10 protein-coding genes are annotated in these 18959 nt (G+C 39.3%); 9 read left to right on the top strand and 1 reads right to left on the bottom strand.

Going from position 1 to position 18959, the window contains the following annotated elements; genetic code table 11:
• Nucleotides 1–2: 2 nt before the first annotated feature.
• The 6 genes from F3G91_RS06520 (at nucleotide 3) to F3G91_RS06495 (ending at nucleotide 9886) form a co-directional block, all read left to right on the top strand.
• Nucleotides 3–692, top strand: a complete 690-nt coding sequence (locus F3G91_RS06520) for a response regulator transcription factor (RefSeq protein WP_107856982.1) — start codon at nucleotides 3–5, stop codon at nucleotides 690–692.
• A 60-nt stretch (nucleotides 693–752) separates the two neighbouring features.
• Nucleotides 753–935 carry a hypothetical protein gene (locus tag F3G91_RS06515; RefSeq protein WP_103574714.1) on the top strand — a complete coding sequence of 61 codons (183 nt, stop codon included), beginning with the start codon at nucleotides 753–755 and terminating at the stop codon, nucleotides 933–935.
• A gap of 270 nt (nucleotides 936–1205) precedes the next feature.
• Nucleotides 1206–4088, top strand: a complete 2883-nt coding sequence (locus F3G91_RS06510; RefSeq protein WP_149701054.1) for a retention module-containing protein — start codon at nucleotides 1206–1208, stop codon at nucleotides 4086–4088.
• A 131-nt stretch (nucleotides 4089–4219) separates the two neighbouring features.
• A complete protein-coding gene (locus F3G91_RS06505; protein ID WP_149701053.1) occupies nucleotides 4220–8380 on the top strand; it encodes an Ig-like domain-containing protein in 4161 nt (1386 codons plus the stop codon).
• A 150-nt stretch (nucleotides 8381–8530) separates the two neighbouring features.
• A complete protein-coding gene (locus F3G91_RS06500) occupies nucleotides 8531–9067 on the top strand; it encodes a hypothetical protein (RefSeq protein WP_149701052.1) in 537 nt (178 codons plus the stop codon).
• 84 nt (nucleotides 9068–9151) lie between these two features.
• Nucleotides 9152–9886 carry a hydroxymethylpyrimidine/phosphomethylpyrimidine kinase gene (locus F3G91_RS06495; protein ID WP_103649894.1) on the top strand — a complete coding sequence of 245 codons (735 nt, stop codon included), beginning with the start codon at nucleotides 9152–9154 and terminating at the stop codon, nucleotides 9884–9886.
• Between the two features lie 35 nt (nucleotides 9887–9921).
• Here the strand turns inward: F3G91_RS06495 and ilvD are convergent, their stop codons facing one another.
• Nucleotides 9922–11595 (bottom strand): dihydroxy-acid dehydratase, encoded by a 1674-nt coding sequence (gene ilvD / locus F3G91_RS06490; RefSeq protein WP_103637918.1) that lies wholly within the window; start codon nucleotides 11593–11595, stop codon nucleotides 9922–9924.
• A gap of 277 nt (nucleotides 11596–11872) precedes the next feature.
• Here ilvD and F3G91_RS06485 point away from each other — a divergent pair, with 277 nt between their 5' ends.
• From F3G91_RS06485 to F3G91_RS06470, 3 genes are all read left to right on the top strand, one after another.
• Nucleotides 11873–13279, top strand: coding sequence for a hypothetical protein (locus F3G91_RS06485; protein WP_149701051.1), 1407 nt, complete (start codon nucleotides 11873–11875; stop codon nucleotides 13277–13279).
• 160 nt (nucleotides 13280–13439) lie between these two features.
• The gene (locus F3G91_RS10235; protein WP_188116806.1) at nucleotides 13440–17843 is read left to right on the top strand and encodes a hypothetical protein; all 4404 of its coding nucleotides are present in this window, start codon (nucleotides 13440–13442) and stop codon (nucleotides 17841–17843) included.
• Nucleotides 17844–18158: 315 nt separating this feature from the next.
• Nucleotides 18159–18959, top strand: an 801-nt coding sequence (locus F3G91_RS06470; RefSeq protein WP_188116805.1) for a retention module-containing protein, incomplete at its 3' end; no start/stop codon positions are given.

Here is an 18959-nt window from a genome sequence, read left to right as displayed (position 1 = left end):
AGATGCAAGAGGCGCTAGAAATTTTAAAAAAAGTATCTATCTTAGTAGCTGAGGATGACGAGATGGCAAGGGAGCTCATCATCACTGGGCTTAAGCCATACTGTGGTCAGGTCGTAGGCGCAAAAGATGGGCAAGATGGGCTGGAGAAATTTAAAAAACAGGGCTTTGACATCGTGATGAGCGACATTCACATGCCAGTGCTAAATGGCTTTGAGATGATGAATGAGATAAAAAAGCTAAAACCTCATCAGAAATTTATCGTCTTTACCTCGTATGATAGCGATGAAAATTTGATCAAGAGCTATGAGCAGGGCGCGACCTTGTTTTTGAAAAAACCTATCGATATAAAGGATCTTAGATCGATGCTGATAAGCCTAAGCTTCGAGCGAGATGAGAAGCTGGTGCGCCTAAGCGATGAGGTAAGTATAAATTTAAAAAGAGAGAAAATTTATAAAAACGGCAGCGAGCTATACCTTAGCTTCTTGCAAAATAAGATATTTTGGCTATTTGCTTACAACCTAAACAAGCTTGTCACCTACGAGATGATAGAGGAATTTGTCTATGAGAGCACTGAGGTGAGCAAGGCTGCTATACAAAATGTCGTTTTGCGCTTAAAACGCGAGCTTGGCGTGAAATTTAAAAACATCAGCGAGAGCGGGTATATCTTAGTCGCCAAGAGCGAAAAAGCATAAATTCAAAATAGCAAAATTAATATATTTATCTAATAATATCTTAAAAGTAGTGATAAATTTATGTCACTACTAGCTAAAATTTATAGAAAAAGAGATGAAAATTTGCAAAATTTGATAGATAAACTTAAGAAAATTTATGTCACAAGTGGAGATAAATTTATGATAGTTATAAATAAAAAACATTTTGATATAAAAAGGCTAAATTTAGTGGTAATAAGGCTAGATAAAGGCTTTTTGAATTAAGAATTTATGCGTTTAAAATGAAAAAAATTTTGTGACATTTTTGGGTTATTTTATCAACTACTATACCATTTTGATGAACAAAAACTTAAAATTTTAAAATTTATATAGATAAATATAAAAATTTTCACACATTTATAAAAAATTTACACATTATTAACCCCTAAACTTAGGCTTTTCTTAAGGGTATTGTACCAAAGTACAATATAACTAAATTTTTTTCTTAGCTAAAATCTTAATATAGATCAATAAAATCCAAAGGGAGGCACTAAGATGCAAAAGTTAGGCGTTATCAAAAATATCCTAGGCGGTGAAGTCGTAGCTGTTGATAAAAGCGGCAACGAAAGAGTCTTGAAGGTGGGCGATAGCATTTTTGAAGGCGAAACGATAAAGGCTAATGGCTCTGCAAAAGCAGTGATCGCAGGAAACGACGGCAAAGAGGTTAGCTTGCAAAATGGCGAAAGTCTGAGCCTAGATAAAGAGGCAAATGCACTTAGTGACAACCCAGAGATAGCCTCTATCCAAAAAGCCTTGCTAAACGGTGCAAACATCACAGATCTTGAAGAGACTGCAGCTGGTGGCAACCAAGGCGGTGGCAACGCTACTGGAGATGGCGTGAGCCTTGGCACAGCTAGCTTTGCTGAGGGCGGACATTACTCAAATATCAATGAAAATTATAGAAATTTAACCGACGCAAATAGAGCTTTTCAAACACCAGAAAACTCAATAGGTGGTTATAACGATGCAGGTACAGATGCAGATACGACAACTCCTATCTCGCCAGCTACACCTGTCACACCAAGTACCCCAAGCACACCACCAACACCACCAACTCCGAGTACACCAAGTACTCCTGGCGTCACCGTAACCCCAGGTACTCCTTCACCTGCTGATCCTCCAGTCATCACGCCTCGTCCTGGTGCAGTAGAGATCACTACTAGCATCGATCCTGCTGCTAGCGAGGCAAGAGAGAGTGGCGCAGGTGCAAACGGTGAGGGTAGACACTATCTTGTTTATAAACTAGGTCTATCAGGCACTCCAGTAAGTCCAAGCGGCGAGACCACAGATCTAGGTTTAAATTTCCTTGGCGGCACTAGAGGAGAGGATTATGCAAGCGTGGTTGAGTACTCAACTGACAATGGTACGACATTTCAGCCACTAACAGGCTACACGATAACTGGCGTAAATATAGAAGATATCTCAAAAGTGCAGGTAAGGATAAAGGTGCTTGACGACTATGGACAAGCAAATTTAGACCATCACAACCAAAATGAAGGTAGCAGGGCAGAAATTTATGGTGTAGATGATAATAATAGCACAGCAACAAATGGCCTTACCCAAGGTGTTGAGAATTTTGGCGTTTATAAAGAAGGTGTAAGTCTAAGCGTCACTCCAACTAGCAGCTACCTACTACCAACAACAGCCGCAAATAGAGCCGAAGGCTACATCATCGATAATGATGATAATCTAGAGATAACAAACGATCTTAGTTACGCAGATGGCAACAACTACCGCATAAAAACCTTAGATGGAGATGATACGGTAAGTATAAAAGCAAATGTTAAAGGCACTCAAATCAACACTGATGATGGAGATGATATTGTAAATTTTGATAAGGCTGGCATTGCATTTGGCAGTGAAAATATCGATGAGCATGCAAGTATCAATATGTATGATGGTAATGACACTGTAAATATAAATGAGGCTATGAAATTAGGCAAAGCTCACATAAGTCTTGATTTTTATGAAAATAGCACAGGCAAAGATACTCTAAATATAAATGCAGATGTCACTGGTTTAGGTACTACAAATAATAGCTCTTTTTATCTTGGCGGTGGTGATGATGCGATAAATATCAAAAACGCAACTGTAAGTGGGGTAAATATAGATGCTAGCAAAGGCGCAGATACCATAAGTATAGATAATACCACTATAGAAAAGACAAACATTTTCTTGACACATCGCGATAGGTTAAACGAAGCTGATAAGGTTGATATAAACGACGCTACCTTTATAGGTTCATCGATAGGCGTTGTTAATTCTTCTTATAATGGCGAAATGGCTGATTTAAATAATGATCAAGTGATAAATGTGCGTGGCAAGACAAGCTTTATAAACACAGGCACTAATGATAGCGGTGGGCTTAGTGCAACTCACGTAAATATAAATGGCACTGACAGCGATAAGATACTTTTTACAGGCGCTTCAAGCATTCATGGCAAAGAGATCAACATAGATCATGCACTATTTAGCGGTGGTGGCGAGATAGGAAATTACGTTGGCGATCAAGGTAGAAACTACTTTTCAGATGCTACTGTAACACTTACAAATACCCAAACGGATGATAAAGTTGGTTTTAGGTTTGACGCTGGAAATGATACTTTGACATTTAATGGCAACAACACTTTTGGTAATGGCGCTGAAGGTTCAGGTGCTGGTATAGACATGGGTGGTGGCAACAACACTATAAATTTCGTGGGTAAAAATAGTGCTGCTAGTTTAAATTTAGAAACTGGGAACGGAGCTGATACTATAAATATAGGCGGAGAAACTAGCTTTGGAGGAACATTTACAGGCAGTACTGATAGCAATACCTTTAAACAAAGGGTTAGCATATCAACAGGCTCAGGCGATGATACTATAAATATCGACAAAGGCGCTGTTTTAAAAGCCGCGACAATAAATACTGGCGACGGCAATGATAATGTAAAGTTAAATGGAGAACTACAAGACACACCTGATTATTGGCATTCTACTAGTAGCATAGATCTAGGTAGTGGCGATGATACGCTTCATATCGGAAAAGATGCAATAATGGGAAGTGGTACAACTATCAAGGGTGGTGCAGGCACTGATACGCTAGATATTGCTGGAAATATCGACTTTAGCAAGGTAGCTGGCTTTGAAAAACTTACTCTTGGTGGCAGTGAAAACAATGTAGCACTAAATTTAACTATAAATGACGTACTAAATATCACTCGTGGAAACCTTAATAACACCCTTAGGATAGATGGCGAGGCGGGTGATCAAGTAGATATGTCAGCCTTTAGCAAAGGCGGGGTAAATTCTGAAGGGTATACAGAGTACTCAGCTACGCATAATAATGGTACGACATTTACCATCGAGATAAAAGACGAAATAGTCTCACACTCTTAAATTTCATGCCCTAGTCTAAAAAAACTAGGGCAAATTCTTACAAAATTTCAAATTTTAGTACCATAGTACAATTTACAAAGCTTTCTCAAAATATTAAAATACGTTCAAAATTTTTTAGATAAGGAAGTAAAATGGCAACAAGGATAGGCATTATAAAAAGCATCTCACAAGGAGCAAATGTAATCGCAACTGCAAAGGACGGCACACAAAGAGTGTTAAAAGTAGGCGATGAAATTTTTCTTGGTGAGACTATACAGACAACTGATATTGACTCAAAAGTAGTCATAACTGCAAACGATGGCAAAGATATCGCAATCATCGGAAAAGATACCCTAAATTTAGACAAGAGCGTAGCTCACAACGATAGCTTTGGTGACGATAGCGTAGCTGATGTAAGTGCTATCCAAAAAGCACTTCTTGATGGTGCAAATATCACTGATCTTGAAGAGACTGCAGCTGGTGGTAACCAAGGTGGCAACGCTGGAGGAGACGGCGTAAGCTTAGGTGCTGCAAGCTTTGAAGAGGGTGGTCACTACTCAAATATCACTGATGATTATAGAAATTTACCTGACTCAAGTAGAGCTTTTCAAACTCCAGAAAACTCAATCGGCGGTTATAATGACGGCAATGACGCAGGCAATGCAACTCCTGTTGCACCAGTAATACCTCCAATCAGCGTTGATATCAAAACTTTAACTGATGATTTTGGCACTATAAAAGGCGATTACAGCCTAGACGCACCAAGCGTACCTCGCACAAATGACGCTACTCCAACCATAAGTGGCACAGTTGAGCCTACTGCTGTAAGAGCGGTTGTTAGCGTGCTTGACAAGGACGGACACGAAGTCTTTACAAAAACTCTAAATCCAAGCGATTATGCTGATGGTAAATTTAAATTTACAACTGATGAGTTAAGTGTAGATGGTAGCCATGATGGCGACTATAAAGTAAAAGTAGTGGCAACTGGAAGAGACGGCAATACTGCAACTGATACTGGTAGCTTCGTGCTTGATACAGTTGCAAAAATAACTATAAACGTTGAAACTGAGATGAGCCTTGTAAAAGAGTCTGAGATGAGTAGCGGACTAAAAGGAAATTTCTGGTTTAACCATATCTATGAAAAAGATGGCGTAAAGGGTATTGAGTTAAGAGACTTTAAAAATAAAATACCTGGCGGTTTTGAAAATACAGAATATGCTCATAAAGGTATGAAGCAAAATGACTTTATCGAATACTATATGAACAACACTAAGCCTTGGGCAAGTTTTAAAGCAAAAGAGCTAAATTTCCAACAAGGCAAAGGCGGTGATAGAGATAATGTTGATAGCGATGCTGGAACAGTTTCTGGACTTGATGGCGCTCATAATATGATAGGCAAGGTCGATCTTGACGGTAATGTAGTAACTCCAAATAATGAATGGGTAGCTCCAAATTTCAAAGCACTTGAGTACTTCATCGACAACGCAAAAGGTAGTGATATTCATATCGTAAGAGATGCTCCTAATGGTAAAAACACAACAGCTGGCGCGATGGTAAATTTAAAAGGCACTATGTATCTTGAGCCAGGGGACTATAAATTTGACGCAAAAGGCACTGACGATAGTGTAAGATTTAAGATTGATGGCGTTACTATGGTTGATTATGACACTATCCACTCAGAAAATAGAGCCTCAGTTACAACTTTACACGTTGATAAAGCAGGTTACTATGATTTTGATATGAGCTATGCAAACTACATCTACTGGGGCAAGCTAAAACTAACTGTTTCAAAAGATGGCGGACCTGAGAGCATACTTGGCTCAGAAGCAAGTGGTATAAAACTAAATTCAACCGACTTTGACAGCTATGTAGATACGGTAACAAGAAATGTCTATAAAGTAACTCAAAAGATCACAGGAACTGTTGATAATGTAGAAGATGGACAGATCGTAACTGTCACATCAAGCACAGGCGAGAGCCATACAGCTAAAGTGGTAGATGGCAAATATGAAGTTGAGTTTAAAACAAGCGATCCAAAAGCGACATACACAGCTAAGGTTAGCGACCTTGTAGGCAACGAGGCGCAGGCATCATCAACTAAGCTAAATGTCGCTAATACAGACCTAATAGACGCTATAGATAATGACGCAAGCAATGTAAGTGCAAATACAAATACAGGCATAAACGATGCAACTAAATATTATAAATATACAACAGATGACATCGCTCAAACTGATAAATTTTCATCTAATGCACCACTACCAGTACTAAGCGACAAGACTCCGACATTTACGGGCAGCATAGATAGCAGCGCAACTAAAGCGATCATCACTGTGCTTGATAAAAATGGACATGAAGTCTTTACAAAAGAGCTTAGCCAAAGCGAATTTGCAAATGGTAAATTTGAAGTCACATCTGATAATTTAGAGGATGGTAGCTATAACATCAAAGCAACTGCTGTCTTTTCAAATGGCGACAAGAGCACGATAGTTAGCGAATTTGTAGTTGATAAGACGCCAGTTACTATAGAAAACATCAAGATCATCGAAAATGACGAAGAGGGGCAACACCATACGATCAATTTTAACCTCAAAAACTATGAGGATGGCGATAAGATCGAGAGTATAAAAATAGTAACAGCTGATGGAACTACTAACGTAATCTCTGTTGGCACAACTAAGCCAACTAATGGTGTGCTAAGCTTTGAGTACGATCACAAGATAAAACTAGGCGATAAGATCGAAGTTGAGATGACTGATAAAGCTGGTACAAAATATACTCATGTAAATGAAATTTTAGTTCCAACTATGACACAGTTTGAAAACGGCAATGATACAACTACAAATGCAAACAACCGCTCGGCTGAAAAAATTTGGGGCACTATGGATATGAGTGAGAGTGGCCTTAGAGCTGATGGCTCAAGGATCGTTTCAAATGACGCTATCCCATACCTAAGAGCTGTGATCCCAGAAGATGCAACAGCTGGTAATGCTAGCGACAATCAAACTGTAAGTGAGTTTTTAAATAGTGGTAGAGGCATAGCATGGGGCACTGGCGATGTTAGATTTGTAGCAACTAACGTTGATAAAGGTGTTTCAAAAGATCTATTATCTCAAGCGATAGAAAAACCAATAGGCAATGTAACGCCTGATCACTACGACAGACTTACAGGCTATAATAACAGACTTGATGCTGCTGGCAAGATGGCTGATGGCGTTTATAAAATTTCTATCGATGGTAAATATCAAGGTGGAGATGAGCTACTTTACAACTCTATCAGATTTACGATCGATGCAACAGCTGCAACGATAAATGACTCAAATTTACACTACGATCCAGCCGCAAATAAAACCACATGGAGTGGAAATTTAAGTGAAAATGGAGTTGGCGCAAGCTATACGCTAAAACAGCACTTTGAAGAGGCAGTAAAAGGCATAGCTCTAAAAGATAGCATCACTTTAAGAGATGCAAATGGACACATCATAACTGCAAATTCTGTAACGCTTGATGACAATGGAAATTTCGAAGCAGTATTTAACGGCGAAGTAAAATCAAGTGATGTCTATCTACAAATTTCTGATATCGCTAAAAATACAACAGTAGATGCAAAAAATAACAACAATGATAATGTCATCACAACAAGTGAAGGCAACGACATCATCAATGTTGGAAATGGCGATAACATCATACATGCAGGACGCGGTGAAAATGAAATTCGCACAGGCAATGGCAACAACGTAATCATCACAGGAGATAACAACGACGTCATAACCACAGGAAGTGGCAACGACTACATCGACGCTGGCAGAAGTGGCTATACTGGCATGAACAAAGGCGATCTAGTAAATGCTGGCGCTGGCAATGATAAAGTTGTATTTACCTTTGATGATCCAAGAGCAGCTCTATCTCAAAGCTTGGATGGTGGCGCTGGTACGGATACGCTTATTATGCGTCCAATGGCAAAGGATGGCACTATCGACTTTGATAAGATAGACAATAAATCTTTAACTAATGCGATCAAGAATTTTGAAGAGATCCAGCTTGGCATGGATGAGCATGGCAATGACAACCAAGCTGTTAAGCTACTAAATTTAAAAGCAGATAATGTATTTGGTATCACTGATGATGTAAATACTATCTTAAAAATAAGTGGCGACAACAAAGATAGCGTTTCATTAAAAGGATTTACTGAGGCTGCAAGTCAAAATGGTGTCGAAGCTGGATATACAAGATATGAGGGTCAAACAAGCGCAGATACTCCAAAAACTATCTATATAGATGTCGATAATGATATAAACAAACAACTTGTATAAAATTTGGGCTTTTTAGCCCAAATTTCTTCTTTTAAATTTCTCTTTTTGCTCCCAAAAAACGCTCTTAAAACCATCTTTGTACCAAAGTACAATATACAAATTTAATAAAAAACACTAGAATAAATCAAAAAATAAAAGTAAGGAATAAAGATGGCAGCTGTAGCCGGCAAGGTAAAAAGCGTCACATCTGATGTTATAGCGATAGATAAAAACGACCGTGTAAGAGTTTTAAACGTAGATGATGAGGTTTATATCGGAGAGAGTATAAAGGGAGAGAGCCAAAGTGCGAGCGTGACTATCACTGCAACGGATGGCAGCGATATATCGCTAAATGGATATGACACGATATGGCTTGATAGTAGCGTGGTAAGTGCTGATACTAGCACTGAAAATAGCATTGATACTGATGCACTTTTTAGAGCGCTTCTTGGAGAAAACTACGCAGAGATACTTGATCAGATGAATGAAAAAGTGGAAGATATGTTTGCAAAAACGCAGACAAATGAGACTGAAAACAGCTCAAATAGCCTTGAGGACAGTGAAAATTTAGCAGACAAACATAGCGCAAATGATGAGATTTTATCTGACTCAAATGAGCTAAAAGTAGATAACTCTTACGAGCATGCAAATTTTGACGCAACTACGATATATATCGAGATCGATAACGATCTAAACAAACTTTCATAAATTTGAGCCTTTTGGCTCAAATTTCTTATCCCAAAAATTAACTAATATCCCCTATAATAAGCCAAAATTTACAAAAGGAAAACGATGAAGAAAATTTTAATCATCGCAGGCTCTTGCAACAGCGGCACAGCAGGGCTTCAGGCTGATATAAAGACATGCGCTAGGCTAAATTGTTACAGCGCAACGGCTGTTACTTCGCTAGTTGCTGAGACCACAGACGCGGTAAAAAGCGTAGTTTGTCTTGAATCTAGCTTTGTTAAAGACGAGCTTAGCACGCTCGCGGATGAATTTAGCTTTGATGCCATAAAGATCGGCATGCTCTTTAGCGAGGAGATAATGGACGTGGTGCATGAGTTTTTGCTCACTCAAAACTGCAAGATCGTGCTTGACCCAGTTTGCGTCTCAAAGAGCGGCCACAAGCTCATAAAAGATAGCGCAGTAGAGAAGCTAAAAGAGCTAATGAAGCTAGCCACCGTCGCCACGCCAAATTTAGACGAGGCAAATGTCCTTTTTGGAGGGAATTTCAAAGATCTACCTTGCGATATCATCGTGAAAAAACATGTAAGCGAGGATAGCAGCATAGATACGCTTTATAGAAAAGATGGCTCACTGCAAAATTTCAAAACACCGCTTGCTAATCCGCTTGTGATGAGCGGCACTGGTTGCACTTTCTCAACGGCGCTTGCTTGCTACCTTGCAAAGGGCAAGAGCTTGGAGGAGGCTATAGGGCTTTCAAAAGAGTATATCTGCTCCATTATAAAAGAGAGTATCGACACAAAGCTAGGCAAAAACCGCCTTCTTTGGCACGGAGTGAAGTAAATTTAAGCCTAAAATTTAGGCTTAAATTTGGTAGTTTACGCCTCTAATATCGCTCCGTTGCTTGCGTTTGTGACTAGTTTTTGATACTGTCTTAGCCAGCGAGAGGTTAGCGCTTTATCGACTGGCTTAAATTCCGCTCTTCTTTTTGCGATCTCAGCTTCGCTTAGGCGAACGTTTATCTCGTATTTATCGACGTCTATATCGATGATGTCGCCATCTCGTAGCAAGCCTATCATGCCGCCTTCAGCTGCTTCTGGGCTTACGTGACCGATGCTTAGACCTCTTGTCGCCCCGCTAAAGCGACCATCTGTGATGAGTGCCACGTCTGCACCAAGTCCTCGTCCCATGATGAGTGAGGTAGGGCTTAGCATCTCTTGCATGCCAGGGCCTCCGCGTGGGCCTTCGTAGCGGATGACGACGACGTCACCTTTATCGACTTTACCGCTTGAGATGCCGGCTATGGCTTCATCTTGCGAGTTAAAGCAGACCGCTTTGCCGCTAAATTTACGCTCGCCAACGATGCCAGCTGTTTTTATAACACAGCCTTGCTCGGCTAAATTTCCAAACAAAATGGCAAGACCGCCAACTTGCGAATAGGCATTTTCCACCTTGTGGATGACGCTTTCGTCTTTGATGTCGCTGGCACGTACGCGCTCACCCAAAGTCTCGCCGCTAACTGTTAGGTTATCCAAATTTAGCATGCCGTGGTCTCTGCGTGAAATTTCTTTTATCACTGCATTCATACCGCCAGCTCTGCCGACATCCTCCATATGCACGTTTGGCAAGCTTGGGCTGATCTTAGCGATGTGAGCGATGTTTTGACTGATCTTGTTTAGCTCTTTGATGTCTAAATTTACGCCAGCCTCTCTTGAGATGGCTAGCATGTGAAGGACGGTGTTGCTGCTGCCGCCCATCGCCATATCAACGACAAGCGCGTTGCGGATCGCCTTTTCATTTAGTATGTTTCTGATCTTAAATTTCTCATCAAGGGCGATCTGGCAAATTCTACGAGCAGCCTGCCTGATGAGCTCCTCACGCTCTGGAGTTAGCGCTAGGATGGTGCCGTTGCCAGGGAGCGCTATACCCATCGCTTCGCAAAGTGTGTTCATAGAATTTGCTGTAAACATACCGCTACAGCTGCCGCCACTTGGACATGCGTTGCACTCGATATCTCTTAGCTCGGCCTCGTCTATCTCTTTGGTTTCAAATTTACCAACCGCCTCAAACGCAGTCGCAAGATCGATCGGTCTGCCATCTTTTGTGTGGCCTTTTTTCATCGGACCACCGCTTACGAAAATGGTTGGGACATTGACCCTTAAAGCACCCATAACCATTCCAGGGACGATCTTGTCGCAGTTTGGCATACAAACAAGCGCGTCAAGTGCGTGTGCGTTCATCACGGTTTCGATAGAATTTGCGATGATCTCGCGGCTAGGCAAGCTATATAGCATGCCCTTATGCCCCATCGCGATGCCATCATCGACGCCTATGCAGTTAAACTCAAACGGCACACAGCCATTTTTGCGAATTTCATCTTTTAAAATTTGTGCGTATTTGTTTAAGAAAAAGTGCCCAGGGATGATCTCTATAAAGCTGTTTGCAACACCGATAAATGGCTTAGCAAAGTCCTCGTCTTTTAGCCCAGTCGCACGTAAAAGTGAGCGGTGTGGGGCTCTTGTGTAGCCTTTTTTTATTATATCGCTTCTCAAATTTGATCCTTTTTTTAAAATTTGAGAGGATTTTATCACATCTAAAGTATCAAAAATTTTAAAGCTTGGCCGCACATGGCAGCCAAGTAAATTTTAGTATTCGTCAAAGAATTTTTGAATTTATTTGGATTAAAAAATTTATGATCTACTTTTGGAATTTTCTTAAAATACCTATATATCGATGTTTTTTATTTGCAACCAATATATTTTATATTTCAATGTGATTTAAAAACGCTTATTAAAATCCAAAAGTCAATTTTTTTAAGAAAGGATTAATATGAGCGTAGAAGTAGCCGACAAAGAGGGGTTAAATTTAAGCGGTGGCGTGATCCAAAATGGCGGACAAAACGACCCTCACGTGAGGATCATAGAGGAGATAAAGTCGCTTGAGATACTTGAACCTGAGAATTTTCTTGCTGAGCTATACGGACGAAGGGTGGCAGATGCGAGGCCAAAAGCGCAGGATCAAATTTTAAACATTGCAGACGCAACCACGAGTGCAAATGATGTGCGTTTTGACAATGGCAACGACATAGTCGATATGACAAGATCTATCGTAAATGATGCCAAGATAGACGCAGGAGATGGCGATAATAAGCTAAGAATTCACGATAATATCGAGGTTAGAGGGCTGAGATTTGACGCTGGGTCTGGCAATGACTTGGTAGAGATAAGAAACAATGTCGGCATAAAAGATCACACGCTTTTATATACAAATGACGGCGAAGATAGCGTGAAAATTTATGGTGCGACGATGGAAAATGCTGCCATTCATACAGGGCTAGATAACGACGTGGTCGATATCCAAAGATCAGAGATCAAAAATGGCGCTGATATAAGGCTTGGCGGAGGAAACGACACTATAAATACCGACTGGGTGGGCTTTTTTGGTGAAACAAAAATTTCTCTTTCTAGCTTTACTAATCCAAACGAAGTAGATACGCTAAATATGGACAACACTATCTTTAACGGCCACACTACGATTGAAGCAAACGACGGCGAAAAGACCACTATGAATATAAAAGTGTGCGGCGGAGACGGCGAGATAGATATAAGAGGCTCGCATGCAAATTTAGACCACACGCCGCTTTTTGATATGAATTTTCTTGGGCCAAAATTTATGGGTGACGTTAAATTTGACGGCAGAAATAACAAAGTCAATATGCACATAGACGACTCAGAATTTCATGGTAAAAATAACGAATTTTACTTCTCAGATAATCAAAATGATACTTTAAATGTGACGTCAGCTATCATAAAAAATTCTAAATTTTATCTAGGTGGTGGCGACGATACAGTTAGTTTAACTATGACAAGAACAGATATAGATAATAATACTCAAATATTTGGTGGCAAGGGCTATGATACTTTTGTGCTTGATAATAATATCGACTTCTCAAAGGTCTCTGGCTTTGAAGAATTAAAAGTAACGAGCGGTGCTTATATGACATTAAATGGCAATGATGTAGCTCATTTGAGTGACATTTTAGACAATGGCTCTAATGTAGTTAAATTTAGCGAGGCACATGGGACCGTAAAACTTAATGGTTTTAGCGAAACTAGCGGAGCAGAAAATGGCTACCATAGATATGAAAGTGCCTATAATACGCACTTAGCAGACGGTAGTGATCGTCAAGGTACAGTCTATATAGATATAAAAGAAGACATTCACGTCGATCTTTAAATTTAGATCCCTTTTTGGGGTCTTGCTTATATTTATCAAAAATTTAAATTTTAAAACCCACTGCAACAGCGTAATCTTAAGAATTAACATCATATTTACATTACTTTATATTTAAAAGAAATATTTATAATGTGTCAAATTGATTTTAAAGGAGGCAGCGATGGCTGTTAAAGTAGGTGTTATCAAAAACATTCTTGGCTCCAAGGAAGTAGTAGTTATAGACAAAAATGGCAACGAAAGAGTTGTTGTCGCGGGAGATAGTTTATACGAGGGCGATGTCGTTAAAGCAAACGGCGCAAAGGTAACTATCGCATCAAACGACGGCAAAGAGTTTGAGCTAAAAGATGGTGAAACTCTAAATTTAAATAACGACCTTAGCTCAGACAAAGAGGTAGCAGCTATACAAAAAGCCCTTTTAAAAGGTGAAAATTTAGCAAATCTCGAAGAGAGTGCCGCTGGTGGCAATAGCGGTGGCAGAGGCGGTGACGGCGTGAGCCTTGGCGAGACAAGGTTTGAGCATGGCGGTCATGAAAGCTCTGATGTATCAGCTAGCTTTAGATCACTTTCAGATACTTTTGGCGCTGTAAAACTAACTAACCAAGAGGTAAAAGGTGGCGGTAGTGATGTTTTTGATGGTTCAGATAGTGATATAAATTCTGCCATTGCACCTGTAGCCCCAGTTGAGCCATCACAACCAGAAAATCCAACTCCAACTCCGCAGCCTAAACCAGAACCAGAAAATCCAACTCCACAACCAGAACCAAAACCTGAGCCAAAACCTGAGCCAACTCCGGAGCCACAGCCTGAACCTAAACCAGAACCTAAACCAGAACCTAAACCTGACGAGAGCAAAGATATAGTTAAAAATATCTCAGTTGAAAACAAGTCAGAATTTGGCTACGAAAAGAGCTCAGACCCAAGAAGCTCAAATGACAAATCATACCTAGAGTACAACCTAAAAGGCGAAGTAGCGGAGGCTGACGCTGATAAAAAGGTAGATGTGACGCTTAAATTTGGCGGAGAGGCAACTGCTGGCAAAGACTATGAAAATGCAGAGTACTCGCTAGATGGCGGTAAAACTTGGCAAGCGCTTGATAATAGCGGCGTCATAAAAGATGTAAGAGCTGGCGATATAAATAAAGTAAGCGTTCGTGTTGAAGTGACAAACGATCACGACCAAAATGAAGGCACACTTGATCCATCGGAGAAAATTTTCACAGATGCAGATAAGGGCGTAGAAAATAATGGCTACTTTAAAGAGAGCGTTTCGCTAGAAGTTAGCATAGGTGGCTTAAAAGCATCAAATAGCGAAAAGATCGTAGATAATGATCATGATATCACTGTAAATAACCAGTTTAATAATGATAAATCTTTTGACGTTACGTTTAAAGACAATGGCGACAATACGCTAAATTTCAAAGATGCGACGATAAACCACAAAGCTGGTGACGTGGCTAGCACTATAGTCTTTGGTGATGGCAGCTATCTTAATGAAGGTAAAGATACCATCAATGCTGATAACTCAAATTTAAACTGGCTAAATATCAACACTCAAGGCGGAGATGACACCATAAATATAAATGGCGGAAGACACGAGAGACTTCACGTCGAAACTGGTGCAGGCAACGACACTGTAAATTTAAACGGCGGAACTTACATAGGCACCGATCCTTATCAAAGTGGCTTCACGCTTGATAGCGGAAATGATGTATTAAATTTAAATGGTACAAAAGATGATCATGTAAAAATGACAGATATGTACCTAAGAACTGGCTCAGGCGAGAAAGATGAGATAAATATCAAGTACGCTGATATCGACTCAACATATAGAAATTCAGCCAACCACATCGAGGCAGAGGCGAAAAACAACACCATAAATGTTGAAAACTCAAATTTAAAAGGTATCAACATAGGTACAGAGACAAACACAGGTACCGACGTAAATAGAAATCCACTAAATTTCGATCTAAATTTAAAATCATCTACCCTAGATGATGTCAATCTCAACACTATCTACAAAACTCACGTAGTAGTTGAAGATACAAAGATAAATGGCAGCTACCCAGAAAATGCCACAAAGTGGAATTTCGCAGATACAGATGATACTTTAGAGCTAAGATCAGGCACATTAAACGATATGACGGTTAATCTTGGCAACGGCGAAGATAAAGTCATCGTCACAAAGGATATGAAGCTTAATGGCTACACTGCGATAAATGGTGGTACTGACTACAAAACCGATACGCTTGTGATAGATGGTAATGTTGATTTTAATAAATTTAAGAGCTTTGAAGAGCTACAAGTGACTGGCAAAGAGAAGGTCAGCCTAAAACTAGAAGATCTATATGATATGCTTGACATTAAAAATAATGATAGCAAACATATCTTGACAGTTACAGAGGCAGCTGGCGGAGTAGAGCTAGCAGGCTTTAAGCTTTCAGAGTATGGAAGAGGTTTAAAAGAAGGCTTTACAAGATATGAGGCCGACTTTGGTTTTCAAAATAACGGTAGATCTTATACGGAGAAAGGCTATATAGATGTAAAAGATGGTATCAATGTCGATCTTGGTGCTAAGCCAGAGCCTACGCCAGTTGAGCCAGTCGAGCCTGTAAATCCAGCTCCAGCTCCACAACCTGAACCTAAGCCAGAGCCAAAACCAGAACCTGAACCTAAACCTGAACCACAGCCAACGCCTGATCCAGAGCCAGAATATATAAATGAATACGACTCAAAATATGTAAAAGACATAGGCATATATGGCAAACGAGGCTTTCAGATCGAAAACCATGAAAAATCGAATATGTGGGAACATAACAATTTAATATTTGAGCTAAGGGGTGAAGTGGCAGAGGCTGACGCGGATCAAAAAATCGATGTGAAGCTTAAATTTAGTGGAGAGGCGACTTACGGCAAAGACTACGATAAAATTCAGTATTCACTCGATAATGAAAACTGGATAGACCTAGATAGTAGTGGCGTCATAAAAGGTCTAAGAGCGGGCGATATCAACAAAGTAGTTGTTCGTGCAAATGTAATAGACGATAAAGAGCTAAATGAAGGTAAGCTTTTGTCTGAAAATAGTGAAAAATTTTATGAGAGCTGGGATAAAGAAAAGTTATTTAAAGATGCAGATAAGGGCGTTGAAAACAATCACTACTACAGCGAGAGTGTGATCTTAGAATTTAGTATAGATAACGCTAAATATACGTATGAGGGTGGCATCATAGATAATGACCATATAACAACTGTAAATAGCGAATTTCACAACGACAAACGCTTTGATGTAGAGTATCTTCAAAATGGAGATAATGTCTTAAATTTCAACAATGCAACCGTAAGTCATAAAGAAGGAGAAGAACCTAGTAAGATCCATTTTAGTGAAGTATATAGTAACTCTGGAGACACTGAGGTCAATATCAATAGTTCAAATTTAAATTGGCTTGATATTAGAACTAATACTGGAAAAGATAAGATTGATATCAACAACTCAAATTTAAATAATGTCACTATCGACACCCGTAACGGGAACGATACTATAAATATAAATGGCGGAACACACGAAAAAAATGAGATCAATGCGGGCTTTGGTAATGATGTCATAAACATAAATGGTGGAGTTTTTAACAAAGAGACCATCTATCTTGGCATTAACAGCGATATCTTAAATATAACAGGTACAAAAGCTGATCATGTAAAAATGACAGATATTGACATAAGCACTAATGCTAATAAGCTTAATGGTGCCTTCCAATTGGTTGGTAATGAATTAATTAAAGGCGATGAAGACGTTATAAATATCAAATACACCGACATTAACTCAACAACATCAGCAGAAAAAAGTGCGATCTATGCAGGATCATCAAAAGGTACTATAAATATAGATAGCTCAAACCTTGATAACGTAGAACTAAATGGAGGCAGTAGAGTCCCTTCATTTGGAGAAACTTATCATACAGATATAAATTTAAAGTCATCTACCCTAAAAGATGTAGATATCATGGCTTATATAAATGAAATGCATGTGGTAGTTGAAGATACTCACGCATCAGCTAGTGGTTTGCCAGCTGAACACCATGCGAACTGGATTTTGAGTGGACATGAAAATGCAAAAGATTATTTGGAGCTAAGATCTGGAAGCTTAACTAATATTAAAATAGATCTATCGGATGGCAGTGATAGTGTCTTTATATCTAAAGATATGAAGCTTGAGGGTGGCACTAGCATTCTTGGTGGATACTCAGACAATAGAAGTCGCTATGATCACGATACGCTTTTGGTTGATGGTCAGATAGACTTTACAAAGGTTAAGAGCTTTGAAGAGTTAAAGGTTACTAGCAATGAAAAGGTCACTCTAAAAGCTCTTGATATAGCTGATATGCTTGATGTCGGACACGAACATAGTAATAATTTGCTTCAAATAACCGAGGCAAGTGGCGGAGTAAAACTTGAAGGCTTTAGTAAATCTGCTGCTAACGCAGTAGAGGGCTTTGAAAGATATGAGGCGAATTACGGCACAACTACAGCTTATATCGATGTAAAAGAAAACATCCACGTCGATCTTTAAAATTTAGACCCTTTTTGGGTCTAAATTTCTTTCTATATAAATTTACAAATATTTTTCTATAAATTCTATATATTGTTTAAAATTTAGAACAATCAAATAAAAACATTTAAAACTTAAAATATCATTAATCAATTCTTGCTCGAAAATTAAATTTTATATAAGTGTTATATAAATATCACCTAATAATTATAAAAAATTCTATAAATGTAACACATAATAAAGAAATGTAACTATATTGTACTTTGGTACAATTTACAATTTCTCCTAATAGTTATAAAATAATGCCAAAATTAATTTAGCCCAAAAGGAATGAACATGGCAAAGAAACTAGGCACAATTAAGTCTATATCAGGTTCTGCTGAGGTTATCGCGGTAGATAAAAGTGGTAACCAAAGAGTACTAAAAGTTGGCGATAGCCTGTATGAAGGTGAGAGTGTAAAAACAACTTCAGCTGACTCTAAGGTTGTGATAGCGACAAATAATGGAAAAGAGCTATCAATGATCGGCGAAGATACGCTAAGCCTCAATCCAAAGGCAACTGCTGGTGATTCACAAGTAGCAGCACTTCAAAAAGCATTGTTAAATGGCGCAAATTTAGAAGATCTAGAAGAGACAGCAGCTGGCGGCAATAGCGGTGGTCGTGGTGATGGCATGAGCCTTGGCGAGACAAGATTTGAGCATGGCGGACACTACTCAAACATAAGTGCTAGCACTAGTGCGATCAATCCTTTAGGCGCTGCATATTTTGCAGGTCCAGCTGAGGGCAAAAGCGGCGGTTTAGATAGCGGTCGTGGCGGCAGTGATGACGATACAGCAGGCACTGATACTACCATTGATCCAGAAACCACCAGAAAACCAAGCAACCCAGAAATTAAATTCCCAGAAGATACAAACAAAGATGGCAAAATTTCTGATGATGAAAACAAAGCTGGTGACAAAGATACTGGTAAAACAACAGTAGAAGTTACTATACCAAAAGATGGTTCAGTAAAACCAGGTGATAAAGTAGTTGTTACTGATGACAATGGTAAAAAGACTGAAAAACCAATCAATCAAGATGATATCGATAAAGGTAAGATTGATATCCCAGTTGATCTAAACCCAGGTAAAGATAAC

Source organism: Campylobacter concisus, assembly GCF_902460715.1.
GTDB lineage: Bacteria > Campylobacterota > Campylobacteria > Campylobacterales > Campylobacteraceae > Campylobacter_A > Campylobacter_A concisus_AK.
This window is presented reverse-complemented; position numbering and strand designations above follow the sequence as displayed.

What these genes read in the sequence shown, in the direction of transcription:
- F3G91_RS06485 (WP_149701051.1), top strand. Translation starts at nt 11,873, where the DNA reads ATGAGCGTAGAAGTAGCCGACAAAGAGGGGTTAAATTTAAGCGGTGGC.
- F3G91_RS10235 (WP_188116806.1), top strand. Translation starts at nt 13,440, where the DNA reads ATGGCTGTTAAAGTAGGTGTTATCAAAAACATTCTTGGCTCCAAGGAA.
- F3G91_RS06515 (WP_103574714.1), top strand. Translation starts at nt 753, where the DNA reads ATGTCACTACTAGCTAAAATTTATAGAAAAAGAGATGAAAATTTGCAA.
- F3G91_RS06505 (WP_149701053.1), top strand. Translation starts at nt 4,220, where the DNA reads ATGGCAACAAGGATAGGCATTATAAAAAGCATCTCACAAGGAGCAAAT.
- F3G91_RS06510 (WP_149701054.1), top strand. Translation starts at nt 1,206, where the DNA reads ATGCAAAAGTTAGGCGTTATCAAAAATATCCTAGGCGGTGAAGTCGTA.
- F3G91_RS06520 (WP_107856982.1), top strand. Translation starts at nt 3, where the DNA reads ATGCAAGAGGCGCTAGAAATTTTAAAAAAAGTATCTATCTTAGTAGCT.
- F3G91_RS06500 (WP_149701052.1), top strand. Translation starts at nt 8,531, where the DNA reads ATGGCAGCTGTAGCCGGCAAGGTAAAAAGCGTCACATCTGATGTTATA.
- F3G91_RS06495 (WP_103649894.1), top strand. Translation starts at nt 9,152, where the DNA reads ATGAAGAAAATTTTAATCATCGCAGGCTCTTGCAACAGCGGCACAGCA.